This window comes from Pseudomonas sp. H1_G08, from assembly GCF_054681355.1.
The window spans coordinates 4,477,138-4,501,249 of sequence record NZ_CP162822.1; the positions used below are offsets into that span (position 1 = coordinate 4,477,138).

The window sequence follows — 24,112 nt, forward strand, 5'->3', positions numbered from 1 at the left end:
TCGCAGGCTGCGATCTCGCTTCAATGGCAGTGACCTTACCAGCTGATTTATATATCCATAAATCATATTTATTCATTTGGTTATGCGTTTAAGAAATATGAAGATAAGCAGAATCCAGGCGAAAAAAAAGGCCGTCGAAACGGCCGAAATTCCCCTGCGTTGTGATTCTGGATTCTCAAGTGCCTGGACTGACGCCTTCGCGAGCAGGCTCGCTCCCACAGGGGAATGCATTGCAAATGTGGGAGCGAGCCTGCTCGCGAAAGCGGCGGTGACTGCACCACAAATCTTATTTGTTCGGCTGCGGCGTCAGGCGCAGGTAGGGCTTCACCGCGCGATAGCCTTTTGGGAAGCGCTGCTTGATCTCGTCTTCGTCCTTGAGCGACGGCACGATCACCACTTCTTCACCGTCCTGCCAGTTGGCCGGGGTGGCGACTTTGTAATTGTCGGTGAGCTGCAGCGAGTCGATCACCCGCAGGATCTCGTGGAAGTTGCGCCCGGTACTCGCCGGGTAGGTGATGGTCAGGCGAATCTTCTTGTTCGGATCGATGACGAACAGTGAACGCACAGTCAGCGTGTCATTGGCGTTCGGGTGGATCAGGTCGTAGAGATCGGAGACCTTGCGATCGGCATCGGCCAGGATCGGGAAATTGACGATAGTGTTCTGGGTTTCGTTGATGTCCTCGATCCACTTGTGGTGCGAGTCCACCGGGTCAACCGACAGCGCGATGGCCTTGACGCCGCGTCGGCTGAATTCATCCTTGAGCTTGGCGGTGAAACCCAGCTCGGTGGTGCACACAGGAGTGAAGTCCGCCGGATGGGAAAACAGCACACCCCAGCTATCGCCCAGCCATTCGTGGAAACGAATCTTGCCGGCGCTGGAATCCTGTTCGAAATCGGGGGCGATGTCGCCGAGTCTGAGGCTCATGGTGCTGCTCCTGATGAGGGATGGGAGACAACAACTGTAGCTCGGGATCAATCAGTGTGAAAAAGAATAAATAACTAGATATCTAGATCATTAGTGAATATTAAACATCTGTTCATTGGACACCAGACGGCATCGCGACGAACATCCAACCAAGGTTCGAGAAGGCCTTGAGTTGCAGCAAAGAGGGAAATCGAGAAAGGCTTACGGGGGTGAGCCTGACTCGAAACGCAAAAGCCCCGTCCGGCGCGATGCCGGACGGGGCTTTTTTTGCTTCAGTTACTTGGTCGAGCTGTTACAGCAGCGGGATCGAGTAGCTGAGGATCAGGCGGTTTTCGTCCTGGTCGCGTTGACCCGGGATGTCGTTGCGCCAGGTTGCGTTTTTCCACATTACGCCAACGTTTTTCAGCGGGCCTTCCGGTACGACGTAAGCAACAGTGAGGTCACGCTCCCACTCGGAACGGCCAGTGGCATTGGTGCTGACTTGTGGCACGCTACTGCCAACACGACCAGTAGTGTCGATGTTATCGCCACGCAGGTAAACCACACCGGCGGTAAGGCCAGGTACGCCTACCTTCGCGAAGTCGTACGAGTAGCGAGCTTGCCAAGTACGTTCGCCAGCGCGAGCGAATTTGGCAATTTGCATGTCGGTAGTGATGTAAGCCGACGAGCCGTCACCCTGGTTCAGCCAAGGGAAGTCGCTGTTGCCGTTACTGACCTGATAACCGCCACCGAAGGTGTGACCTTCAACGGTGTACAGGAACAAACCACTGTACAGGTTGTTGTCGACTTTCCCTTTGGTGATGCCGGTACCGTAGTCACCAGTGGTGTAGTACGCCGGATCATTACCGTTGGCGCCATCGTCACGGCTATTGAAGTAACGCAAATCCGACTTCAATACACCCGGGCCGATTGCCCAGTTGTGCACCAGACCCAGGAAGTGCTGCTTGTAGTAATCCTGCAGGTTGCCGTAGTAGTACTGAGCAGTCAGGTCTTTGGTGATTTTGTAGTCACCGCCACCGTAGATGAACTTGTTACTGTCACGACCGGCAGCGGTGTGAGCGTTGGAGCCCGCAATCGACAACTCTTCGTTGTTGCTGGAGTTACGGCCCTTGGCGTGCTCGATTTGACCAGCAACCAGCGTCAGATCCTTGATCTCGCTCGAAGTGATCTGGCCACCCTGGAAGGTTTGCGGCAGCAGACGACCGTCGTTGGTCACGATGACCGGCAGTTTTGGCTGCAGGGTGCCCAATTTCAGTTCGGTCTGAGAGATCTTGGCTTTGGCAGTCAAACCCAGGCTGGAGAAGTTGTCGACCGCTTCGCCGTTGGATTTGCTCGGGAATACAGTACCGCCGTAGGAAGTCGAGGTAGCACCGTTGGTGCCGCCACCCGAATCCAGACGCACACCCAACAGGCCGATGGCATCGATACCGAAGCCTACGGTGCCTTGGGTATAACCGGAGATAAACCGCAGATCGAAGCCTTGGCCCCATTCTTCTTGCTTGTTCTGAGCGCCGGCAGCTTTAGTATCGCCGTCACGGTTGTCAGTGTTGATATAGAAGTTACGCAGACCCAGAGTAGCCTTGCTGTCTTCGATGAAACCGGCGGCGCCTGCCTGCTGCGCCATAACCCCAACGGCCACAGCCAGGGCCAAGGTGGACTTGTTCATGTATCGCTCCTCTCGTTCTAATTCTTGTGTTCCTGGTTCGGGGTCGATTTGCCCTGAATCCTAAGATTCGCGATTAGCGCCAGACCGTGACTGCCAAGTCAATCGTAACCTTGTATGTCTACGACCATCGTCTAATCGCGAGTGATTTGGTCCCTGCAGCGTAAAGACTTCCTGATAATCCCAAAAAGAATTTATTCGTCCTTTTTCATGCCATTCAGGTATATGGCCCATTAATGGCCATCCGCGCCGGGAAACAGCGTATCGGCGCCTAAGCTCATTCCTAAATGGTATTTGTTGACCTTTTTTTAGATCGATTAGCTTTGCCGTGCTCCCAACACGGCAAATCCCATCGAAAAGGCGACGCATCATGGCGAAACGCGCACTATCAAGTCAATTTGTTACAGTTTGTGTGTCGGCACTGTTTTCTTTTTCCACACATGCCGCCGGTCTGACGGTCGGTTACCAGACCGGGATCGATCCGAGCAAAGTGCCGCAGGCCGATGGTGTCTATGAAAAAACCATCGGCGAGAAGATCGACTGGCGTCGTTTCAACAGCGGCCCGGAAGTCGTCACTGCCATTGCTTCTGGCGACGTGCAGATAGGCAACCTTGGCTCGAGTCCCTTGGCTGCAGCGGCATCGACAAACCGCAGGATCTGGTCGGCAAGACCATCGCCACACCGTTCGTGTCGACCTCGCACTACAGTCTGCTTGGAGCGCTGAAGCACTGGGGCCTGAATACTTCGCAAGTCAAAGTGGTCAACCTGCAACCGGCGGAAATCGCCGCCGCGTGGAAGCGTGGCGACATTGATGGTGCGTTTGTCTGGTCGCCGGCGCTGGGCGAGATCCGCAAGACCGGCAAGACCCTGACCGACGCCGCCCAGGTCGGCCAGTGGGGTGCGCCGACCTTTGAGGTGTGGGTGGCGCGCAAGGACTTTGCCGAGAAGCATCCCGAGATCGTGGCCAAGTTTGCCAAGGTCACCCTGGAGTCGTTCGCTGATTACGCCGCACACAAAGACAGCTGGACGGCCGACTCGGTGCCTGTGCAGAAAATCGCCAAATTGACCGGTGCCAACGCAGCAGATGTGCCGGAACTGCTGGCCGGATCGGCGTTCCCGGATGCCAAGGCGCAGCAAAGCACGGCGCTGCTGGACGGCGGCACCGCCGAGGCCATTGCCGAAACGGCGAAATTCTTGAAGGAACAAGGCAAGGTCGAGACGGTGCTGCCTGATTATTCGCCGTACGTCAGCGCCAAATTCATCACTGACTGAATGCAGAACCCTGTGGTGAGGGGATTTATCACCGCTGGGTCGCGTAGCGACCACCTATGTTTTCACTTGGAAACGCAAGGGGACTGCTGCGCAGTCCAGCGGGGATGAATCCCCTCGCCACAGGAGACCTCGCTGTTGTTCAGAGGGTCTTTTCGAAGATCTTCGAATTACGCTGATAGTTGTACAGCGACGCCCGTGCCGCTGGCAGGCGTTCGACGCTGCTTGGCTCGAACCCGCGCTCGCGGAACCAGTGCGCGGTGCGCGTGGTGAGTACGAACAGGGTTTTCAAACCCTGCGCCCGCGCGCGGGTTTCGATGCGTTCGAGCAACTCGTCGCCGCGTCCGCCGTGGCGATACTCGGGATTCACCGCCAGACACGCCAGTTCGCCGGCATCGGAATCGGCAATCTGATACAGCGCCGCACAGGCGATGATCATGCCTTCGCGCTCGACCACGCTGAACTGCTCGATCTCGCGCTCCAGCACTTCCCGCGAGCGGCGCACCAGAATGCCCTGCTCTTCCAGCGGACTGATCAGGTCGAGCAAACCGCCGACGTCTTCAATCGCCGCTTCGCGCACCAGTTCGAACTGCTCCTGCGCCACCAGCGTACCGCCACCGTCACGGGTGAACAGCTCCGTCAGCAGCGCGCCATCTTCGGCGTAACTGACGATATGGCTGCGCGCCACGCCGCCACGGCAGGCTTCGGCGGCGGCATCGAGCAACTCCGCTTGATAGTTGCTCATGCCGAGGCGCTGCAAATGGGCCGGCACTTGTTGCGGGCGCAGTTCGCGGACCAGTTTGCCGTTCTCGTCGATCAGGCCGAGCTCGGCGCCGAACAACAGCAGCTTGTCCGCGCCCAGATCGATGGCGGCGCGAGTGGCGACGTCTTCGCAGGCAAGGTTGAAGATTTCGCCGGTCGGCGAGTAGCCCAGCGGCGACAACAGCACGATCGAGCGCTCATCCAGCAGGCGATTGATGCCTTTGCGGTCGACCCGACGCACTTCGCCGGTGTGGTGATAGTCGACACCTTCCAGCACGCCAATCGGCCGCGCGGTAACGAGGTTGCCGCTGGCCACGCGCAGGCGCGAGCCCTGCATCGGCGACGAGGCCATGTCCATCGACAGCCGCGCTTCGATGGCGATGCGCAACTGGCCGACCGCATCGATCACACACTCAAGCGTTGCGGCATCGGTGATGCGCATGCCGTGATGGTAATGCGGGGTCAGGCCACGGGCGGCGAGGCGGGTTTCGATCTGCGGGCGCGAGCCGTGCACCAGCACCAGACGCACGCCCAGACTGTGCAGCAAGACCAGGTCGTGGACGATATTGCCGAAATTCGGATGCTCGACGCCGTCGCCGGGAAGCATGACGACGAAGGTGCAATCGCGGTGGGCATTGATGTAAGGAGACGCGTGGCGAAGCCAATTGACGTATTCGGGCATGAACCTGGGCCTGTAATAAAGAGCAGCCGAAAAAAGGGGCGAAACGAAAAACGCACAGCGGGCTGATGGTTATCGTCGAAACAGGCTTGGCGACACGCGCGCTCTCCTCATGAATACGGGTTGTGGTGCAGGCAATTTACCGGGTTGATGCAAGACATTTAACCCAGTGGGAGCGAGCCTGCTCGCGAAAGCGGTGGATCAGGTTCATCAATGGCGACTGACAAAACGCTTTCGCGAGCAGGCTCGCTCCCACACAGGGTCGTCATCGTTCGTCTGTCGTCAGGCAGTAATGTTCAATCAACTGCCGAATCAGATGCACGGTAGGCTGCAAACGTGACATTTCAAGGTACTCGCCGGGCTGATGCGCGCAGGCAATGTCGCCGGGGCCGAGGACTATGGTTTCGCAGCCGAGGCGCTGAAGATAAGGCGCTTCGGTGCCGAACGCTACTGCTTCGGCGCGATGGCCGGTGAGCTTTTCAGCGATGCGCACCAGTTCGGCATCTTCGGACTGCTCGAACGGCGGCACTTCCGGGAACAGCGGTTTGTAATCGATTTTCACCTTATGCCGCTCGGCCACCGGGTTGAGCTTGCGCAGGATTTCCGCGCGCAGCAGGTTCGGGTCCATGCCCGGCAGCGGCCGCAGGTCGAACTCCAGCGAACACTGGCCGCAGATGCGATTGGGGTTGTCGCCGCCATGAATGCAGCCGAAGTTCATCGTCGGTTGCGGCACGCTGAACTGTGGATTGCTGAATTCGCGCTGCCACAACAGGCGCAGACCGCGCAGTTCGCCGATCGCATCGTGCATCGCTTCAAGGGCGCTGTGGCCCAGGCGCGGATCAGACGAGTGGCCGCTCTGCCCGAGGATGTCGATGCGCTCCATCATGATGCCTTTGTGCATGCGAATCGGCTTGAGCCCGGTCGGCTCGCCGATCACCGCCGCGCGGCCCAGCGGCTGCCCGGCCTCGGCCAGTGCGCGGGCGCCGGACATCGAGCTTTCTTCGTCGCAGGTGGCGAGGATCAGCAGCGGTTGCTTGAACGGCTGATCGAGCAGCGGCCGCACGGCTTCGATGATCAGCGCGAAGAAGCCCTTCATGTCACAACTGCCCAGCCCGACCCAGCGACCGTCGACTTCGGTGAGCTTCAGCGGGTCGGTCTGCCACAACGCGTCGTCATAAGGTACGGTGTCGCTGTGCCCGGCCAGCACCAGGCCGCCGGGGCCGCTGCCGATACTGGCAAGCAGATTGAATTTGCCGGGGCTGACCTGCTGGATATCGCAGCTGAAACCCAGGTCACCGAGCCAGCCCGCCAGCAGATCGATGACGGCGCGGTTGGACTGGTCCAGGTTCGGTTGGGTGCAGCTGACCGATGGCGCGGCAATCAGCGCGGCGAACTGGTCTTGCATGGACGGCAATGGCATCACTGACTCCAGGTCCCGGATTGAGGCCCACTATAGAACCATCCGGCGCGCGGAATAAACCGCCGCAGGGCGTAGGAAGTTTGACTCCTGTACACTGCACGGCCTTGGCAGCCACACATTCCCCCGGCTGCGCTCCCGATTCTGGATGTTCCGGCCATGCAAAAAGAAACTGAAATCAAACTCCGCGTCAGCCGCGAAACCCTCGCTGCCCTGCGCGAGCACCCGCTGCTGAAGAAACGCAACAAAAGTGGCTGGGAACGCCGTGAGTTGATGAACCAGTACTTCGACACCCCCGAGCGCGACCTCGCTCAGGCCAAGGTCGCCCTGCGCCTGCGCAAGGACGGTGACGAAGTGATTCAAACTCTCAAGACCCGCGGCCAGAGCGTCGCCGGTCTGTCCGAGCGTAATGAGTACGACTGGAAACTCCCGAAGGCCAAGCTCGACGTGAAGAAACTCGACGGCGAATGCTGGCCCGAGTCGCTCGCCGAGCTGGACAAGAAAACCCTCAAGCCGATCTTCACCACCGATTTCGTCCGCGAGCGCGCCGAAATCGCCTGGGGCCGTGGCAAGACCAAAGTGGTTATCGAGGCCGCGCTGGATCTCGGTCACGTGGTGGTCGGCAAGCAGAAAGAAGAAATCTGCGAGCTGGAACTGGAGCTGCGCGAAGGCGAGCCTGCTGCGTTGCTGGAACTGGCTGCCGAACTGGCCGAAACCCTGGCGCTGATGCCATGCGATATCAGCAAGGCCGAGCGTGGTTATCGCCTGCACGACGCCAACAGCTACTCGCTGAGCCTGCCAGCGCCGCAGCTGACCAGCGAAACCCGTCTCGACGACGCCTTCGCCGCGCTGAGCTGGCATCTGCTCGGCAGCAGCCAGCGTCTGGCCGAACAATATCGCTTCAACGGCCACTGGCGTCTGCTGCAGGACTGGGTAGAGAACCTCGCGGAAATGCGCGCCCTGCTCAGCAGCCTCGGTCAGGCTGCGCCGCGTCAGTCGACCCACGATCTGCGCGTGGCCCTCGATGCCTTGCTGGAAGACTGGCGCCCGTTGGTGCAGGTCGGCATCGAAGACGAAGACGTGCGCAAGGCCGCGCCCGAGCAGTTCCTCGAAGAGCTGGAAGACCCGCGCTGGGGTCAGTTCTCTCTGCACGCTTCACGCTGGCTGTTGGCCCGCACCTGGACCGCCGACCGCAACACCCGCGGCAACCGTCAGGGTGACGCGCAACTGCACAGCTGGTTGCCGCGTCTGCTCGGCGAAGAAGCCACTGCTCTGCAGTTGCAGCGCTACCAGCAGCAGCCGGAAGATCTTGCTGAACAACTGCCGCGTATCGAACGCATTCAGGTCTGGTTGCATCACGCCCGCAACGTGCTGGACATCCCGGAAATGGATCGCCTGTACGGTGAGCTGAACAAACTGGCGCAACTGGCCAACGAGCCGACCATCACCGACGAACTGCTCGATGCACGCAAGCATCAGGCAATTGCGGTGTACCAGAACCGCGCCTGGAAAATCCTCCTGCGCAGCTAAACACCTTCCCACCTGATCGTTCCCACGCTCTGCGTGGGCACGCCTCAATGGACGCTCTGCGTCCGCTTTGGGACGCAGAGCGTCCCGGGCTGCATTCCCACGCGGAGCGTGGGAACGATCAAGCGGGGTCTGCTGGGCAGCCCTCAGCGGGGATAAATCCCCTCGCCACAAAGGCCATCCGCACTACACCGGCAGGCTGGTGGTGGACTTGATTTCAGAAAGCGCCACAATCGAATTCACTTCCTGTATCCCCGGCACCAGCGACAGCTTCTCGAAGAAGAATCGCTCGTACGCCTCGATGTCCGCCGCGACTATGCGCAACATGAAATCCACCGCGCCCATCAGCACATAACACTCCAGCACTTCCGGAAAGCCGCGAATCGCCTCGGTGAATTCGGTGAAGTTCGAACGCCCATGAGCGTTGAGTTTGATCTCGGCGAAGATCTGCGTGTTCAGGCCGATCTTCTTGCGATCCAGCAAGGTCACCTGGCCGCGAATGATGCCCTCCTCCTTCATCCACTGAATCCGCCGCCAGCACGGCGATTGCGACAAGCCGACCTGCTCGGCGATCTGCGCGCTCGACAGCGAAGCGTCTTCCTGCAGCAAGGCGAGGATCTTGCGGTCGTATACGTCCAGCTCGCTGTGCATAAAAAATCCTCAAAGATCAGCTTTCACGAATCAATTCTTTCGATAAATCTGTACAGGCGCCGATCATAGCCAAGAAATACCCCGCACCGAATGTAAAAATTTCTCCACTGATCTGGAGATTTGCCATGCCGCATCTTGAAGCCGTGAACAGCGCGCCTGCCCGCGCCGATGTCTGGAACGTCAACAACGCTCACTGCCTGGCGCAGTACCGAATCCTTGCCGAGGCCGAGCCGGACCTGCTGGTGCGCGTGCTGAATCTGTTCGCCTTGCAGTTTCTGACCCCGGAGCAGGTCAACGTCCAGCGCCAGGGCGATCTGCTGTCGATCGATCTGCTCATGAGCGGCCTGAGCTGGCATCGCGCGCAAGTGATCGCGGAAAAACTGCGCAACCTGATCAGCGTCTGCGCGGTGGACCTGCACAACGCCGACGCGGCGTGGCAGGCACCCGCACAGGCGGCCGGCTGACAATTCCGGCAACGGCTTCGTCGGGTAGTGGCCCAACGGTCAGCGGGGCCACGACTATCCTTTTGCGCATGACGCTCAAAAAGGAAAGCCGCATGTCCGTTCAATTTGTCACTCAGGACCGCTGGCTCGACCTCAACGATGTGTTGCGAGAACTGGTCGCCCAAGGCTTCATCTGCCAGGACGCGGCGGAACAGGCGCTCAATGCCCGCCGTCGCCATGCGGCTCACGGGCAGATGCATCCGCTGGAATTCATCGCCAGCCAGCAACTCGACGACCTCAGCCGTCCGGGCAAACATCTGGATCTGGAAAGCCTGACCCTGTGGCTGGCGCAACAGGCCGGTCAGCCGTATTTGCGCATTGATCCGCTGAAAATCAATGTCGCGGCGATCACGCCGCTGATGTCCTATGCCTTCGCGCAACGGCACAAGATTCTCGCCGTCGCCGTGGACCGCGATTCGGTCACCGTGGCCAGCGCTCAGCCCTACGTCAGCGGTTGGGAAGCCGACCTGACCCACGTGTTGAAGCTGCCGATCAAACGCGTTGTGGCCAACCCGGTCGACATCCAGCGCTTCAGCGTCGAATTCTTTCGTCTGGCCAAATCGGTCAGCGGCGCCAGCAATGCCGACGCCCAGGGCGGCAACCTCGGCAATTTCGAACAACTGCTCAATCTCGGCGCCAGCGACCAGGAACCGGACGCCAACGACGCGCACATCGTCAACATCGTCGACTGGCTGTTCCAGTACGCCTTCCAGCAGCGCGCCAGCGACATCCACATCGAACCGCGCCGCGAGCACGGCACCGTGCGCTTTCGCATCGATGGCGTGTTGCACAACGTCTATCAATTCCCGCCGCAGGTGACCATGGCGATTGTCAGCCGCCTGAAAAGCCTCGGTCGCATGAACGTCGCGGAAAAACGCAAACCCCAGGATGGCCGGGTCAAGACCAAGACCCCGGACGGCGGCGAAGTGGAGTTGCGTTTGTCGACCTTGCCGACGGCGTTCGGCGAAAAAATGGTCATGCGGATCTTCGACCCGGAAGTGCTGCTGAAAAATTTCGACCAGTTGGGTTTCAGCGCCGACGACCTGCGGCGCTGGCAGGACATGACCCGCCAGCCAAACGGCATCATTCTGGTCACCGGGCCGACCGGTTCGGGCAAGACCACCACCCTGTACACCACGCTGAAAAAACTGGCGACGCCGGAGGTCAACCTCTGCACCATCGAGGACCCGATCGAAATGGTCGAGCCGGCCTTCAACCAGATGCAGGTGCAGCACAACATTGAGCTGACTTTCGCCGCCGGGGTGCGCGCACTGATGCGGCAGGACCCGGACATCATCATGATCGGCGAGATCCGCGATCTGGAAACTGCGGAAATGGCGATTCAGGCCGCACTCACCGGCCACTTGGTCTTGTCCACCCTGCACACCAACGATGCACCAAGCGCCATCAGCCGTTTGCTCGAACTCGGTGTGCCGCATTACCTGATCAAAGCGACCGTATTGGGCGTCATGGCTCAGCGTCTGGTGCGCACCTTGTGCCCACACTGCAAGGCGCCACTGACGCTCGAGGATGAAGACTGGCAAACCCTGACCCGGCCCTGGCAAGCGCCGCTGCCGAGCAATGCGCAGCGAGCGATCGGTTGCCTGGAATGCCGCGACACCGGCTATCGCGGGCGCGCCGGGGTCTACGAAATCATGCAACTGAGCGACAGCCTCAAAGCGCTGATCACCCCGGACACCGACCTCACCGCGATCAGGCGTCAGGCATTCAAGGAAGGCATGCGCAGCCTGCGCCTGTCCGGCGCGCAGAAAGTCGCGGCGGGGCTGACCACGGTGGAAGAAGTGCTGCGGGTGACGCCGCAAAGTGAGTTGAAATAATTCAGCACGGAACTGGATCGGGGGATCGGCTATCCAACGCCGTAGTCAATCCCAGGAGTCACCTCATCATGCGTCTCAAACTTGCTGTCGCCACCTTGGCCCTGCTGTCGCTTCCCGTTGGTTCGGCCATGGCGGACAGCTTTTGGCGTAACGTCATTTCTTCCGGCGCCACCACCGGCTCGACCTATCTGACGTTCAAGGATCACAAGCTGATCGTTGCCGCCCAGGACGACGCCGGCAGCTTCGTCGCCAGCGACGGCGGCATCCGTGGCCCGTACCTGGAAGCAGCGATGCAGAAAGTCCGCGCCGACAACCCGGGCCTGCAGGCTTCGGACATGGAACTGGCGAACGCGATTCTGGCGAAGAACGCCGTGGCGTCCGAGTAAGCCTCGCACCCTCAAAAATGCCGCTCGATCGAGCGGCTTTTTTTTGCGCCAGAATCAAAAGATCGCAGCCTTCGGCAGCTCCTACCTTTGGAATGCATTCCTACTGTAGGAGCTGCGATCTTTTGATCTTCAGCGGTAATCATCCACCGGCACGCAGGCGCAATACAGATTTCGATCGCCGTAGACGTTATCCACCCGATTCACCGCCGGCCAATATTTGTGCAAGCGTGTGCGCGCATCCGGGGTGATGGCCTGTTCGATGCTGTACGGCCGTTCCCAGATCCCAGTGACATCGGCCAAGGTATGCGGCGCGCGTTTGAGCGGGTTGTCTTCGCCCGGCCAGTTGCCCTTCTGCACTTCATTGATCTCGGCGCGAATGCTCAGCATCGCCGCGATGAAGCGGTCGAGTTCTGCCTTGGATTCGCTCTCGGTCGGCTCGACCATCAACGTACCGGGCACCGGGAAGGACATGGTCGGCGCGTGGAAGCCGTAATCCATCAGCCGCTTGGCAACGTCTTCCTCGCTGATGCCGGTCTGAGCCTTCAGTGGGCGCAAATCAAGAATGCATTCATGCGCCACCCGGCCGTTGCGCCCGGCGTAAAGCACCGGGAATGCCCCGGATAGATGCTGCGCCAGATAATTTGCCGCCAGAATCGCCACCTCGCTGGCGTCCGCCAGTTGCGGGCCCATCATGGCGATGTACATCCAACTGATCGGCAAAATGCTCGCACTGCCCCACGGTGCTGCGCTGACTGCGCCGTTCTGCGCCAGCGGCCCGTCAATCGGCACCACCGGATGGTTGGCGACGAACGGCGCCAGATGCGCACGGACGCCGATCGGCCCCATGCCCGGCCCGCCGCCGCCATGGGGAATGCAGAAGGTCTTGTGCAGGTTCATGTGCGACACGTCGGCGCCAATGTCCGCCGGTCGGGCGAGACCAACCTGGGCATTGAGATTGGCGCCATCCATGTACACCTGGCCGCCGTGCTGGTGGATCACTGCGCAAATTTCGCTGATGCCCTCCTCGTAAACGCCATGGGTCGACGGATAGGTCGCCATCAGGCACGACAACTTGTTCCCGGCCTCTGCGGCTTTCAGCTTCAAGTCTTCCAGATCGACGTTGCCCGCCTCATCGCATTCGACAATCACCACACGCATCCCGGCCATCTGCGCCGAGGCCGGGTTGGTGCCATGGGCCGACGACGGAATCAGGCAGATATCCCGCGCGCCCTCCCCCCGGCTCTCGTGATATTTACGGATCGCCAGGAGCCCGGCGTATTCGCCCTGGGCGCCGGAATTGGGCTGCATGCAGATCGCATCGAAACCAGTGATCGCGCAGAGCCAACGTTCAAGTTCTTCGATCATCAGTGTGTAACCGACAGCCTGCTCCCTCGGCACGAAGGGATGCAGATTGGCGAACTGCGGCCAGGTGATCGGGATCATTTCGCTGGTGGCGTTGAGCTTCATCGTGCAGGAACCGAGCGGAATCATCGACTGATTGAGCGCCAGATCCTTGTTTTCCAGTTGTTTGAGGTAACGCAGCATCTCGGTTTCGCTGTGGTGAGCGTTGAACACCGGATGTTGCAGGTACGGTGTGCTGCGCTGAAGATGCTCTGGAATTCCAGAAGCCATGTCTTCGCCATCCAGCGCGTCAACGCTCAGGCCGTGATCGGCGCCGAGCAGCACGTCGAACAGTTTTGCCACGGTGTGTTCATCACAGGTCTCATCCAGACTCAGACCGACGCGGCCGCGACCGAGAATGCGCAGGTTGATCTGCGCTGCCTGAGCACTTTCGATGATCGCCGTTTGCGCACCGCCGACCTCCAGGGACAGGGTGTCGAAGAATTGCCTGTTGAGCCGCTTGATGCCGTTGCGCTCAAGTCCCGCCGCGAGGAGGCAGGTCAGGCGATGCACGCGCTGGGCGATACGCTTCAAGCCTTCGGGGCCGTGATACACCGCGTAGCAACTGGCGATATTGGCCAGCAGTACCTGCGCTGTGCAGATGTTCGAATTGGCTTTCTCGCGGCGGATGTGTTGCTCGCGGGTTTGCAGGGCCATGCGCAGCGCGACGTTGCCACGAGCATCTTTCGACACACCGATGATCCGCCCCGGAATCGCCCGTTTGTATTCCTCGCGGCTGGCGAAAAACGCCGCATGAGGGCCGCCATAACCCATCGGCACACCGAAACGCTGGGACGAACCGAACACCACGTCGGCACCCAACTCACCCGGCGGCGTCAACAAAAGCAGGCTGAGCAGGTCGGTGGCGACGCAGGCCAGGGCCTGTTGCGCGTGCAGGTGATTGATCAAGGGTTTGAGATCGCGGATTTCGCCGTGGGTGTCGGGGTATTGCAACAGCGCGCCGAACACCTCGTGCTGCGCCAGGTTATCCACCGCGTCGACGACCAGCTCGAAGCCGAAACCTTCTGCTCGGGTCTGTACCACGGAGAGGGTTTGCGGATGGCAGTTCTCGTCAACAAAGAACAGATTGCTCTTCGACTTCGCCACGCGCTTGGCCAACGCCATGGCTTCGGCCGCTGCGGTGGCCTCATCGAGCAGCGAGGCGTTGGCCAGTTCCAGGCCGGTGAGGTCGATGGTCAGTTGCTGAAAATTGAGCAGCGCTTCGAGCCGGCCCTGGGCGATCTCTGGTTGGTATGGGGTATACGCGGTGTACCAGCCGGGATTTTCCAGCACATTGCGCAAAATCACGGTCGGCGTGACGGTGCCGTGATAACCCATGCCGATCAGGCTGGTGAACAGCTGATTCTGCTCGGCATAACCGCGCAGTTTCGCCAGCGCAGTCTGTTCGTCGAGGGCCGGCGGCAGATCCAGTGCGCGATTGAAGCGAATGCCCGGCGGCACGGTCTGCTCGATCAGCTCGGCGCGACTGCCCAGGCCGAGGCTGTCGAGCATCGCCTGCTGCTCGGCGGCATCCGGGCCAAGGTGGCGGCGCAGAAAGGCTTCGGGATCGCGTAACTGGCTCAGGGACGGCGACTGGGACATGACGGGCTCTCCTGGCTGGCGCTTGGCGTCAATCGACACGGTCAAACCAGCATAGCAGGCGAATTTTCAAGATCACGCCGCCCCTGTGGGAGCGAGCCTGCTCGCGAAAGCGGTGTTTCAGAAACCTTGGCATTGACTGATATGGCGCTTTCGCGAGCAGGCTCGCTCCCACAAAGGGATATTCGTCGCCCATAAAAAAGCCCCGACGAATCGGGGCTTTGGGTGTTGCCGGCAACTTACTCGCCGATTGCAGCCTTGTACCCAGCAGCATCCAGCAGCTTGTCCAGCTCGGCCTTGTCGCTTGGCTGGAGCTTGAAGATCCACGCGCCGTACGGGTCATTATTCAGCTCTTCTGGCGAGTCGGTCAGCGCCTCGTTGATCGCGATGACTTCACCGCTGACCGGGGCGTAGATGTCGGAGGCGGCTTTCACCGACTCGACCACGCCGGATTGATCACCGGCGGCGAACACCTTGCCGACTTCGGTCAACTCGACGAACACCACGTCGCCCAGCGCTTCCTGCGCGTGATCGCTGATGCCCACGGTGACGGTGCCGTCGGTTTCCAGACGCGCCCATTCATGACTTTCGGCAAAACGCAGTTCGGCAGGGATATCGCTCATCTTCGGTTCCTCGGAATTGGTCAGCGGTCATGCCCGCCAGAAAAGGTTAGATCAAGGTTTTGCCATGGCGCACGAAGGTCGGTTTGACCACTCGTACCGGGTACCACTTGCCACGGATTTCCACTTCGGCGCGGTCGGCAGTCGCCATCGGTACACGCGCCAGGGCAATCGATTTGCTCAGCGTAGGAGAGAAACTACCACTGGTGATCTCCCCTTCGCCAACATCGGCGATGCGAACCACTTGGTGAGCGCGCAAAACCCCGCGCTCTTCCAGCACCAGACCGACCAGTTTATGCGCCACGCCCACGGCTTTTTCCGCCTCCAGCGCCGCGCGACCGATGAACTGCCGCGAGGCCGGCTCCCAGGCGATGCTCCAGGCCATGTTCGAGGCCAGCGGTGAAACGTCCTGATGAATGTCCTGACCGTACAGGTTCATTCCGGCCTCGACGCGCAAGGTATCGCGCGCACCGAGGCCGATCGGCGAAATACCGGCACCGACCAGGTCGTTGAAGAACCCCGGCGCCTGATTGGCCGGCAGGCAGATTTCCAGGCCATCCTCGCCGGTGTACCCGGTACGCGCGATGAACCAGTCGCCGTCGATGGCGCCTTCGAAAGGTTTGAGTTGCTGGATCAGCGTGGCGCGCGACTGGGTGACCAGTTCGGCAATCTTGTGCCGGGCCTGCGGGCCCTGGATGGCGAGCATCGCCAGCTCGGCGCGCTCGTGCAGTTGCACGTCGTAGGCGCCGAGCTGGGCGTTCATCCAGGCCAGATCCTGATCGCGGGTCGAGGCGTTGAACACCAGCCGGTACGCGTCGTCGAGGCGATAGACGATCATGTCGTCGACGATGCCGCCGCGCTCATTGAGCATGGTGCTGTACAACGCCCGGCCGGGGCGGTGCAGACGTTCGACGTCGTTGGCCAGCAGATGCTGGAGCCAGGCCTTGGCCTGGGCGCCGGTGACATCGATCACGGTCATATGGGAAACATCGAACACCCCGCAATCGCGGCGCACTTCGTGGTGCTCCTCGACCTGCGAGCCGTAATGCAGTGGCATGTCCCAACCGCCAAAATCGACCATCTTCGCGCCGAGCGCGAGGTGCAGGTCATACAGAGGCGTACGCTGTCCCATGGGTTTCTCCTTCCGGGCGTGGCGAGGGTGCGGACCGCCGCTATACGGCTGAAAGCCTTGATGGATAAGGCTTGCAGCCGATTCCAGCGCACGGGTCTGTCAGACGAACCGCACCGAATGCCGCGCATTGTAGCCGCATGATGTAGGACTCACTACTACGGGGGCGTTCTCAATTGGTTTCCCCACCGCGTTGTCGCCTAAAAGCGAGCCAGGCAAGGCGCAGGCCGCTGGGAATGGTATTCCCTTTTCAAGGCCTGCAACGCAGGCTGGCTCGCTTTTAGGCACAACCCGGAGGGCCGGGCCTGCTGTTGTGCAGGGCTGCGTTGCTCGAAGCTTATTTGGAACAACCAAACCACGCTTCTCGCGTCTTGCCCTGCACAACAGCAGACCCGGCGCGGTGGGGAAACCAATCGAGAACGCCCCCTAGTTTCGGTGCGCCGAACGTCGAATCAATCCGATCACCGGCAACAACCCGACCAGCACCAGCGTCAATGCCGGCAATGAGGCGCGCGCCCATTCGCCTTCGCTGGTCATTTCAAAGATGCGCACCGCTAGCGTGTCCCAGCCAAACGGGCGCATCAGCAGGGTCGCGGGCATTTCCTTGAGCACATCGACGAACACCAGCAACGCGGCGCTCAACGTGCCGGGCAGCAAGAGCGGCAGATACACTTTGAAAAACAGTCGCGGCCCACTGACACCCAGGCTACGTGCCGCTTCAGGCAAAGATGGCCGTATACGCGCCAGACTGCTTTCCAGCGGCCCATAGGCGACGGCAATGAAGCGCACCAGATACGCCATGAGCAACGCCGCGAGGCTGCCGAGTAGCAACGGTTTGCCGGCACCACCGAGCCAGGCGGAGAGCGGAATCACCAGTTCACGATCCAGATAACTGAAGGCAAGCATGATCGACACCGCCAGCACCGAACCGGGCAAGGCGTAGCCGAGATTGGCCAGACCGACGCCAGAGTTGATGGCTGGGGTCGGCGCCAGACGCCGGGCAAACGCCAGCAACAGTGCAACGCTGACGGTGATTAGCGCCGCCATGGCACCCAGGTACAGCGTGTGCAGAATCAGTCCGGCGTAGCGCTCATCCAGATCGAAGCGTCCACGCTGCCAGAACCACACGATCAGTTGCAGCACCGGGATGACGAAGGCGCAGGCGAACACCAATCCACACCAGCCCGTCGCCGCGAAGGCCTTGATTCCCCGCAGGTGATACAGCGCTTTCACCCGTGGCCGCTCGTTGGCGGCTCGATTCGCCCCGCGTGCACGGCGTTCACCGTACAGCACCAGCATCACCACCAGCAGCAACAGACTGGCCAGTTGCGCGGCGCTGGGCAGGCTGAAGAAGCCGTACCAGGTCTTGTAGATTGCCGTGGTGAAGGTGTCGAAATTGAACACCGATACCGCGCCAAAATCGGCAAGGGTTTCCATCAGCGCCAGCGCCACGCCCGCGCCGATCGCCGGACGCGCCATCGGCAACGCGACCCGCCAGAACGCCTGCCACGGCGATTGCCCGAGCACCCGCGCCGCTTCCATCAGGCCTTTGCCCTGGGCCAGAAACGCGGTGCGCGCCAGCAGATAAACGTAGGGATAAAACACCAGCACCAGCACCACGATCACCCCGCCGGTGGACCGCACCCGAGGCAGGCGCAGGCCGGTGCCGAACCATTCGCGCAACAGGGACTGCACGGGGCCGGCGAAATCGAGCAGGCCGACGAAAACGAACGCCAGTACATACGCTGGAATGGCGAAGGGCAGCATCAACGCCCAGTCGAGCCAGCGCCGACCGGGGAACTCGCAGAGGCTGGTCAGCCACGCGAGGCTGACACCAAGCAGGGTGACACCGACACCGACGCCGAGGATCAGCGTCAGGGTATTGCCGAGCAGACGCGGCATCTGGGTTTGCCACAGGTGCGACCAGATCTGCTGATCGATGGTCTGCCACGACAGCAGCAACACGCTCAGGGGCAACAACACCAGTGCGGCGATGGCGAAGACGATGGGGTACCAGCGGCGTTGGGCGGGGTGGGCCACTTTTGGGTCTCTGGAGGGATTGGGGTGTTCTTGGATTGCGTATTTCAGGTTGGGATTGCTGCCCTCACCCTAGCCCTCTCCCGGAGGGAGAGGGAACTGACCGAGGTGCTCACGCAAACTACATCGACCTGAGATATTGAGTCGAACTCAAGTTTCGAAAGCAACACAAGTTGGCTCCCTCTCCCTCCGGGAGAGGGCTGGGGTGAGGGAGCGATCTTGAAAGATCAACAGTTACACGAAACGCCTCAGTTCCACCCCGCCCGATCCATCATCCGGATCGCCTCAGCCTGACGCTTGCCCGCCACTTCTACCGGCAAGGTATCGGCGACAAACTTGCCCCACGCCGCCACTTCTTCCGAAGGCGCCACCGCCGGGTTGGCCGGGAATTCCTGGTTCACGTCGGCAAAAATCTTCTGTGCCTCAGGCGTGGTCATCCATTCGACCAGCGCCTTGGCCGCTTCCGGGTGCGGCGCATGTTTGGTCAGGCCGATGCCCGACAGGTTCACATGCACACCGCGATCGGCCTGATTCGGCCAGAACAGCTTCACCGGCAACTCAGGCTTCTGCTTGTGCAGGCGACCGTAGTAGTAGGTGTTGACGATGCCAACGTCGCACTGCCCGGCGTTGATCGCTTCCAGCACTGCAACGTCATCGGAGAACACGTCAGTGGACAGGTTGTTGACCCAGCCCTTGAGGATCTTCTCGGTCTTCTCGGCGCCGTGCACTTCGATCATGGTCGCGGTCAGCGACTGGTTGTAGACCTTCTTCGCCGTGCGCAGGCACAGGCGGCCTTCCCAGTTCTTGTCGGCCAGCGCTTCATAGGTGGTCAGTTCGCCCGGCTTCACCCGCTCGGTGGAATAGGCGATGGTCCGCGCGCGCAGGCTCAGGCCGGTCCAGGCGTGGGTGGACGAGCGATATTGCAGGGGGATGTTGGCGTCGATGGTTTTCGAGGTGAATGGCTGGAGGATGCCCATCTGCTCGGCCTGCCACAGGTTGCCGGCATCGACGGTGAGCAGCAGATCGGCGGTGGCGTTTTCACCTTCGGCCTTGATGCGCTGCATCAGCGGCGCTTCCTTGTCGGTGATGAACTTGATCTTCACCCCGGTCTTGGCGGTGTAGGCATCGAATACCGGTTTGATCAGTTCATCGATACGCGACGAGTAAACCACCACCTCATCGGCGGCCTGGGCAGTGGTGCTGCCGATCAGGGTCAAGGCCAGTGCGGTCAGAAGACGCTTGGGTGCCAACATGGGAGTGGTCTCACGGTCGGGAAAGGTGGGCCAAATGATAAGGACTCACATTTACCACCACAATCGAACACTGGGGGAAGGCGTTACCAGATGTTGCACGGCTCAAAAACTGCGGTAAGTGGGCGGACGCTTTCGCGAGCAGGCTCGCTCCCACATTGGAATGCATCTCAACTGTGGGAGCGAGCCTGCTCGCGAAGGCCATCAGCCTCAATGAGGCGGTCAGGGCTTTGCCAGAGCTGGAAGATCCCCAGTCAACCCCAGCGCCTCGCGCACAAACAACGCCTTCGCCTCGGGCATCTGCTCAACCAGCTTCAACCCGGCATTGCGCAACCAGCGCAGCGGCAGGGGGTCGGCCTGGAACAACCGCTCGAAGCCTTCCATCGCCGCCATCAGCGCCAGATTGTGTGGCATGCGCCGGCGCTCATAACGGCTCAATACTTTGACATCCGCCAGTCGCTCACCGCGCTGATGCGCTTGCAGGAGCACTTCCGCCAGCACGGCGGCATCGAGGAATCCAAGGTTCACACCCTGCCCCGCCAAGGGGTGAATGGTGTGCGCCGCATCACCGATCAAGGCCAGGCCCTCAGCGACGTAGCGCTTGGCATGGCGCTGACGCAGCGGCACGCACAGACGCGGATCGGCGCTGATCACTTCACCGAGGCGCCCTTCGAACGCTCGCTCCAGCTCAGCGCAAAACGCAGTCTCCTCGAGCGCCATCAAGCGCTCGGCTTCAGCCGGTGTGGTCGACCAGACGATCGAGCACCAGTCCTGCTGACCATCACGCTCCAGCGGCAAAAACGCCAATGGCCCGTGATCGGTAAAGCGCTGCCAGGCGGTTTTGCGGTGCGGCTGGCTGCAGCGCACGCTGGTGACGATGGCGTGATGCAGATAATCCCACTCGCGAGTCGCCACGCCGGTCAGACGGCGCACAGCAGAATTGGCGCCATCGGCCGCGATTACCAGCGGCGCGCGCAAGGTGCGGCCGTCGGCCAGGGTCAGCAGCCAGTCATCGCCGGAGCGACGCATCTGCTCCAGCCGTGCATTGGCCAGCATGCCCAGGTCGCAGTCATGCAAACGCTCGAGCAAGGCATCCTGGACCACGCGATTTTCGACGATGTGGCCGAGCACATCGGCATGCACGCTGCTCGCCGAGAAATGAATCTGCCCGGTGCCGCTGCCGTCCCAAACGTGCATGTCGGTGTACGGGCTGCTGCGCCGCTGGGCGATGCCGTCCCAGACGCCAAGGCGCTCGAGAATGCGCTGGCTCGCCGCCGACAATGCACTGACGCGCGGTTCGAACGCCGCTTCGGCAGCGAAGGGTTTGACACTCAGCGGGCTACCGTCGAGCAACAGCACTTCCAGCCCACTGTCCTGTAACGCCAGCGCCAGGGCGCTGCCGACCATTCCGGCTCCGACAATCAGCACATCTGCGCGCATTTCCATGCTTTAGGCCTGTCTCGCTTGCGGCTTGAGCCGCACGTAAAGGGTTTTACCGACCCGCGCCACAAGGTTGCCGGCGCCGTCATGAATGTCGACCTGCAACTGCGGCAGGTATTTCTCGCCGTTGGCGGTCTGCCGGCGGATCTCGTCGAGCAGGGTCTGGTCGATGTTGAACCGGGCGAACACCGGGCCTTTGCCCGGCGCAATGAAATCGATGTCGGCGGCCTTGTCCCAGACGATGTACTTCGGGCCGAGGTTTTCCATGAGCATCAACATGAAGAACGGGTCGACCATCGAATACAGACTGCCGCCAAACTGGGTGCCGACATAGTTGCGGTTGTACCAGCCCAACCCCATGGACACTTGGACGTCGCGAAAGTCATCGCTGATGTGCCGCACCCGCACACCCGCGCCGAGATATGGCGGGTAGCAGGTCATTACCCAACGCATCAATCGCGCCTTGCCGAATGTGTTGCTCAGCCACTCAAGCATCCGGACGGGTTCCCAGACCCATCGCCTGCCGGGCGAACCAGCGTTTGGCTGGCGGCAGCAGGTCGAGGCCGAGCAGGCCGAGGTTGCGCCCCAGCGACACCAGCGGCTGGCTGCTGCCGAACAGACGCGTGACCTGATCGGAGAAGCCCACCGTCAGGTCCTGATCGAGGCGCTGCCGTTCGCGATAGGCCTGCAACGTGGCGAAGTCGCCCAGCGGCTTGTCGCTGGCCAGCAGCGCGGCAGCCAAGGCGTCGGCGTCACGCAGCGACAAGTTGAAGCCCTGGCCGGCGATCGGGTGCAGGCTGTGTGCGGCGTTGCCGAGCACGGCCAGATGCGAGCGCACCTGTTCTTCAGCTTCGATCAGTGACAGCGGATAAAGATGCCGTGCGCCGACCTGTTTCAAAGTGCCGAGGCGGTAACCGAATACGCCTTGCAGCTCGCTGAGAAAATCACGCTCGCTCAATTCAGTCAGACGCTGCGCGTCCATGCCCAGCCGCGTCCACACCAGCGCGCAGCGATTATCCGGCAGCGGCAGCAGGGCCATCGGCCCCTCATCGGTAAAGCGCTCGAAGGCCATGCCGTTGTGCGCTTCGCTCGGGGTGATGTTGGCGATCAGCGCGCTCTGGTTGTAAGGGCGCGTGCGCACGTTGATGCCCAACTGTTCGCGCAAGCCGGAGCGGCCGCCATCGGCGAGCACCGCGAGATCGCATTCCAGCGTGGTTTCATCGTTGAGGGTCAGGCGATAGCCATCGGCCAACGGCTCCATGCGCGTGACTTCCGCCGGGCAGCGCCACGTGATCACGTCTTTGTCGAGGTGCTGCCACAGGCACTGGCCGAGCCAGGCGTTTTCCACCACGTAACCGAGCGCTGGCACACCCTCTTCCATCGCCGACAAGCGCGCGGTGGAGAAGCGGCCACGGTCAGAGACGTGAATCTGTTTGATCGGCTCGGCGCGGCGGGAGATTTCCTGCCACACGCCCAGGCGCTGATAAATCTGCCGCGAGCCGAAGGACAGCGCCGAGGAGCGAGCGTCGTAGCTCGGTTGCCAGCTGTCGCCGGGGGCGAACGGTTCGATCAGGACGATTTTCCAGCCCTGCGCCTTGGCCCCGGCCTGCAACGCCAACGCCAGACTGGCGCCGACCAGACCGCCACCGATGATTGCCAGATTGACTCGACTCATGCTGCGTGTGTCCTTGCTTGTGCCATCAGCGCCTCGATCTCGGCGACGGTTTTCGGCACGCCGCTGGTGAGGATTTCACAACCGGATCGGGTCACGACCACGTCATCCTCGATGCGCACGCCAATGCCGCGCCATTTCTTCGCCACGTTCTGATTGTCCGCCGCGATGTAGATGCCGGGCTCCACGGTCAGCGCCATGCCGACCTCCAGCACACGCCATTCGCCGCCGACCTTGTACTCGCCAACGTCATGCACATCCATGCCCAGCCAGTGGCCGGCGCGGTGCATATAGAAAGCCTTGTAGGCTTCGCTGGCGATCAACTCGTCAACCTCGCCCTGCAACAAGCCAAGCTTGACCAGACCTGCGGTGATCACCCGCACCGTGGCTTCGTGCGCCTGGTTCCAGTGCTTGTTGGGGGCAATCTCGGCGAATGCCGCTTCCTGCGAAGCCAGCACCAACTCGTAGATCGCCTTCTGCTCCGGCGAGAACCTGCCATTGACCGGCCAGGTGCGGGTGATGTCGCTGGCGTAGCAGTCGATCTCGCAACCAGCGTCTATCAACACCAGATCGCCGTCCTTGAGCAGCGCGTCATTTTGCTGGTAATGCAGGATGCAGCTGTTGCGCCCGGCGGCGACAATCGAACCGTAGGCCGGCATCTTCGCCCCGCCCTTGCGGAATTCGTAATCCAGCTCGGCTTCGAGGCTGTATTCATACAGCCCCGGACGACTGGCCTGCATCGCGCGGATATGCGCCTGCGCCGAAATCCGCGCGGCTTCGCGCATCACCTTCACTTCTGCCGCCGATTTATACAGGCGCATGTCGTGCAGGAGGTGATCCAGGGCAACGAATTCATTCGGCGGCTGCGCGCCGAGGTGCGCCTTGGAGCGGATCACGTTGATCCAGTCCATCAAATGCCGATCGAATTCAGGGTTGCTGCCCATCGCCGAATACACCCGGTCGCGGCCTTCGATCAGGCCCGGGAGGATGTCGTCGATGTCGGTAATCGGAAAGGCGTCGTCGGCGCCGTACTCGCGGATCGCGCCTTCCTGCCCGGCGCGCAGGCCATCCCACAATTCGCGTTCGGCGTTGCGTTCACGGCAGAACAGGATGTACTCGCCGTGCTCGCGGCCGGGCATCAGGACGATGACGGCCTGTGGCTCGGGAAAACCGCTGAGGTACTGGAAGTCGCTGTCCTGACGGTAGACGTGCTCGACGTCGCGGTTGCGGATGGCCACCGCGGCGGCGGGCAGGATCGCGATGCTGTTGGGTTCCATCTGCGCCATCAGGGCCTTGCGGCGACGGCTGTATTCCGCTTTGGGGATATGGGTCATGGGCAGATGG

Annotated in this window: 18 protein-coding genes and 1 pseudogene; 5 read left to right on the top strand and 14 right to left on the bottom strand. The window is 61.2% G+C overall.

From position 1 onward, the window contains the following. Nucleotides 1-286: 286 nt before the first annotated feature. Together AB4N85_RS20375 and AB4N85_RS20380 are read right to left on the bottom strand one after the other, a co-directional pair. Nucleotides 287-925, bottom strand: a complete 639-nt coding sequence (locus AB4N85_RS20375; protein ID WP_041476878.1) for a peroxiredoxin — start codon at nucleotides 923-925, stop codon at nucleotides 287-289. Between the two features lie 292 nt (nucleotides 926-1,217). Further along, a complete protein-coding gene (locus AB4N85_RS20380; protein ID WP_150637056.1) occupies nucleotides 1,218-2,591 on the bottom strand; it encodes an OprD family porin in 1,374 nt (457 codons plus the stop codon). A 367-nt stretch (nucleotides 2,592-2,958) separates the two neighbouring features. Between AB4N85_RS20380 and AB4N85_RS20385 the strand changes: the two are divergent. Continuing rightward, nucleotides 2,959-3,860: pseudogene (locus AB4N85_RS20385) on the top strand (taurine ABC transporter substrate-binding protein). A gap of 139 nt (nucleotides 3,861-3,999) precedes the next feature. Here AB4N85_RS20385 and argA read toward each other — a convergent pair. Together argA and argE are read right to left on the bottom strand one after the other, a co-directional pair. Continuing rightward, nucleotides 4,000-5,301: an amino-acid N-acetyltransferase gene (argA, locus tag AB4N85_RS20390; protein ID WP_016772647.1), complete on the bottom strand. Its 1,302-nt coding sequence runs from the start codon at nucleotides 5,299-5,301 to the stop codon at nucleotides 4,000-4,002. 262 nt (nucleotides 5,302-5,563) lie between these two features. Continuing rightward, the gene (argE, locus tag AB4N85_RS20395; RefSeq protein WP_252868447.1) at nucleotides 5,564-6,718 is read right to left on the bottom strand and encodes an acetylornithine deacetylase; all 1,155 of its coding nucleotides are present in this window, start codon (nucleotides 6,716-6,718) and stop codon (nucleotides 5,564-5,566) included. A 156-nt stretch (nucleotides 6,719-6,874) separates the two neighbouring features. On the opposite strand from argE, the gene AB4N85_RS20400 reads away from it, so the two are divergent. Beyond that, nucleotides 6,875-8,245 (top strand): CYTH domain-containing protein, encoded by a 1,371-nt coding sequence (locus AB4N85_RS20400; protein ID WP_095181288.1) that lies wholly within the window; start codon nucleotides 6,875-6,877, stop codon nucleotides 8,243-8,245. 183 nt (nucleotides 8,246-8,428) lie between these two features. On the opposite strand, the gene AB4N85_RS20405 is transcribed toward AB4N85_RS20400, so the two are convergent. Continuing rightward, on the bottom strand, nucleotides 8,429-8,893 hold the full coding sequence (locus AB4N85_RS20405) for an Lrp/AsnC family transcriptional regulator (RefSeq protein WP_252868448.1): 465 nt from the start codon (nucleotides 8,891-8,893) through the stop codon (nucleotides 8,429-8,431). 125 nt (nucleotides 8,894-9,018) lie between these two features. On the opposite strand from AB4N85_RS20405, the gene AB4N85_RS20410 reads away from it, so the two are divergent. The 3 genes from AB4N85_RS20410 to AB4N85_RS20420 all read left to right on the top strand — a co-directional run bounded on the left by AB4N85_RS20410 (nucleotide 9,019) and on the right by AB4N85_RS20420 (nucleotide 11,620). Continuing rightward, nucleotides 9,019-9,357 (top strand): hypothetical protein, encoded by a 339-nt coding sequence (locus AB4N85_RS20410; RefSeq protein ID WP_252868449.1) that lies wholly within the window; start codon nucleotides 9,019-9,021, stop codon nucleotides 9,355-9,357. A 92-nt stretch (nucleotides 9,358-9,449) separates the two neighbouring features. Continuing rightward, nucleotides 9,450-11,234, top strand: a complete 1,785-nt coding sequence (locus tag AB4N85_RS20415; protein WP_024014732.1) for a GspE/PulE family protein — start codon at nucleotides 9,450-9,452, stop codon at nucleotides 11,232-11,234. Nucleotides 11,235-11,299: 65 nt separating this feature from the next. Beyond that, a complete protein-coding gene (locus AB4N85_RS20420; protein WP_172667868.1) occupies nucleotides 11,300-11,620 on the top strand; it encodes a DUF2388 domain-containing protein in 321 nt (106 codons plus the stop codon). Between the two features lie 129 nt (nucleotides 11,621-11,749). Here the strand turns inward: AB4N85_RS20420 and gcvP are convergent, their stop codons facing one another. The 9 genes from gcvP to pepP all read right to left on the bottom strand — a co-directional run bounded on the left by gcvP (nucleotide 11,750) and on the right by pepP (nucleotide 24,102). After that, complete coding sequence (gene gcvP, locus AB4N85_RS20425) at nucleotides 11,750-14,623, bottom strand: aminomethyl-transferring glycine dehydrogenase (RefSeq protein WP_460065655.1); 2,874 nt, start codon at nucleotides 14,621-14,623, stop codon at nucleotides 11,750-11,752. A gap of 236 nt (nucleotides 14,624-14,859) precedes the next feature. After that, on the bottom strand, nucleotides 14,860-15,243 hold the full coding sequence (gene gcvH, locus AB4N85_RS20430; RefSeq protein ID WP_095181284.1) for a glycine cleavage system protein GcvH: 384 nt from the start codon (nucleotides 15,241-15,243) through the stop codon (nucleotides 14,860-14,862). A 46-nt stretch (nucleotides 15,244-15,289) separates the two neighbouring features. Beyond that, on the bottom strand, nucleotides 15,290-16,372 hold the full coding sequence (gcvT, locus tag AB4N85_RS20435) for a glycine cleavage system aminomethyltransferase GcvT (RefSeq protein WP_056791717.1): 1,083 nt from the start codon (nucleotides 16,370-16,372) through the stop codon (nucleotides 15,290-15,292). A 423-nt stretch (nucleotides 16,373-16,795) separates the two neighbouring features. Continuing rightward, entirely contained in the window at nucleotides 16,796-18,409 is a 1,614-nt protein-coding gene (locus tag AB4N85_RS20440; RefSeq protein WP_252868451.1) for an ABC transporter permease, read from the bottom strand. Nucleotides 18,410-18,654: 245 nt separating this feature from the next. Then, complete coding sequence (locus AB4N85_RS20445; protein ID WP_024014737.1) at nucleotides 18,655-19,659, bottom strand: extracellular solute-binding protein; 1,005 nt, start codon at nucleotides 19,657-19,659, stop codon at nucleotides 18,655-18,657. A 219-nt stretch (nucleotides 19,660-19,878) separates the two neighbouring features. Further along, nucleotides 19,879-21,096, bottom strand: coding sequence for a 2-octaprenyl-3-methyl-6-methoxy-1,4-benzoquinol hydroxylase (locus AB4N85_RS20450; RefSeq protein WP_236167917.1), 1,218 nt, complete (start codon nucleotides 21,094-21,096; stop codon nucleotides 19,879-19,881). Between the two features lie 9 nt (nucleotides 21,097-21,105). After that, on the bottom strand, nucleotides 21,106-21,591 hold the full coding sequence (locus AB4N85_RS20455) for a DUF4442 domain-containing protein (protein ID WP_041476891.1): 486 nt from the start codon (nucleotides 21,589-21,591) through the stop codon (nucleotides 21,106-21,108). Further along, nucleotides 21,584-22,771, bottom strand: coding sequence for a 2-octaprenyl-6-methoxyphenyl hydroxylase (ubiH, locus tag AB4N85_RS20460; RefSeq protein WP_212617402.1), 1,188 nt, complete (start codon nucleotides 22,769-22,771; stop codon nucleotides 21,584-21,586). Before ubiH ends, AB4N85_RS20455 begins: the two co-directional genes overlap by 8 nt. Continuing rightward, nucleotides 22,768-24,102, bottom strand: coding sequence for a Xaa-Pro aminopeptidase (pepP, locus tag AB4N85_RS20465; protein WP_041476895.1), 1,335 nt, complete (start codon nucleotides 24,100-24,102; stop codon nucleotides 22,768-22,770). Before pepP ends, ubiH begins: the two co-directional genes overlap by 4 nt. Nucleotides 24,103-24,112: the final 10 nt, after the last annotated feature.

Coding starts and splice junctions, on each gene's coding strand:
- AB4N85_RS20375 (WP_041476878.1), bottom strand. CDS start 925: ATGAGCCTCAGACTCGGCGACATCGCCCCCGATTTCGAACAGGATTCC.
- AB4N85_RS20380 (WP_150637056.1), bottom strand. CDS start 2,591: ATGAACAAGTCCACCTTGGCCCTGGCTGTGGCCGTTGGGGTTATGGCG.
- argA (WP_016772647.1), bottom strand. CDS start 5,301: ATGCCCGAATACGTCAATTGGCTTCGCCACGCGTCTCCTTACATCAAT.
- argE (WP_252868447.1), bottom strand. CDS start 6,718: ATGCCATTGCCGTCCATGCAAGACCAGTTCGCCGCGCTGATTGCCGCG.
- AB4N85_RS20400 (WP_095181288.1), top strand. CDS start 6,875: ATGCAAAAAGAAACTGAAATCAAACTCCGCGTCAGCCGCGAAACCCTC.
- AB4N85_RS20405 (WP_252868448.1), bottom strand. CDS start 8,893: ATGCACAGCGAGCTGGACGTATACGACCGCAAGATCCTCGCCTTGCTG.
- AB4N85_RS20410 (WP_252868449.1), top strand. CDS start 9,019: ATGCCGCATCTTGAAGCCGTGAACAGCGCGCCTGCCCGCGCCGATGTC.
- AB4N85_RS20415 (WP_024014732.1), top strand. CDS start 9,450: ATGTCCGTTCAATTTGTCACTCAGGACCGCTGGCTCGACCTCAACGAT.
- gcvP (WP_460065655.1), bottom strand. CDS start 14,623: ATGTCCCAGTCGCCGTCCCTGAGCCAGTTACGCGATCCCGAAGCCTTT.
- gcvH (WP_095181284.1), bottom strand. CDS start 15,243: ATGAGCGATATCCCTGCCGAACTGCGTTTTGCCGAAAGTCATGAATGG.
- gcvT (WP_056791717.1), bottom strand. CDS start 16,372: ATGGGACAGCGTACGCCTCTGTATGACCTGCACCTCGCGCTCGGCGCG.
- AB4N85_RS20445 (WP_024014737.1), bottom strand. CDS start 19,659: ATGTTGGCACCCAAGCGTCTTCTGACCGCACTGGCCTTGACCCTGATC.
- AB4N85_RS20450 (WP_236167917.1), bottom strand. CDS start 21,096: ATGCGCGCAGATGTGCTGATTGTCGGAGCCGGAATGGTCGGCAGCGCC.
- AB4N85_RS20455 (WP_041476891.1), bottom strand. CDS start 21,591: ATGCTTGAGTGGCTGAGCAACACATTCGGCAAGGCGCGATTGATGCGT.
- ubiH (WP_212617402.1), bottom strand. CDS start 22,771: ATGAGTCGAGTCAATCTGGCAATCATCGGTGGCGGTCTGGTCGGCGCC.
- pepP (WP_041476895.1), bottom strand. CDS start 24,102: ATGACCCATATCCCCAAAGCGGAATACAGCCGTCGCCGCAAGGCCCTG.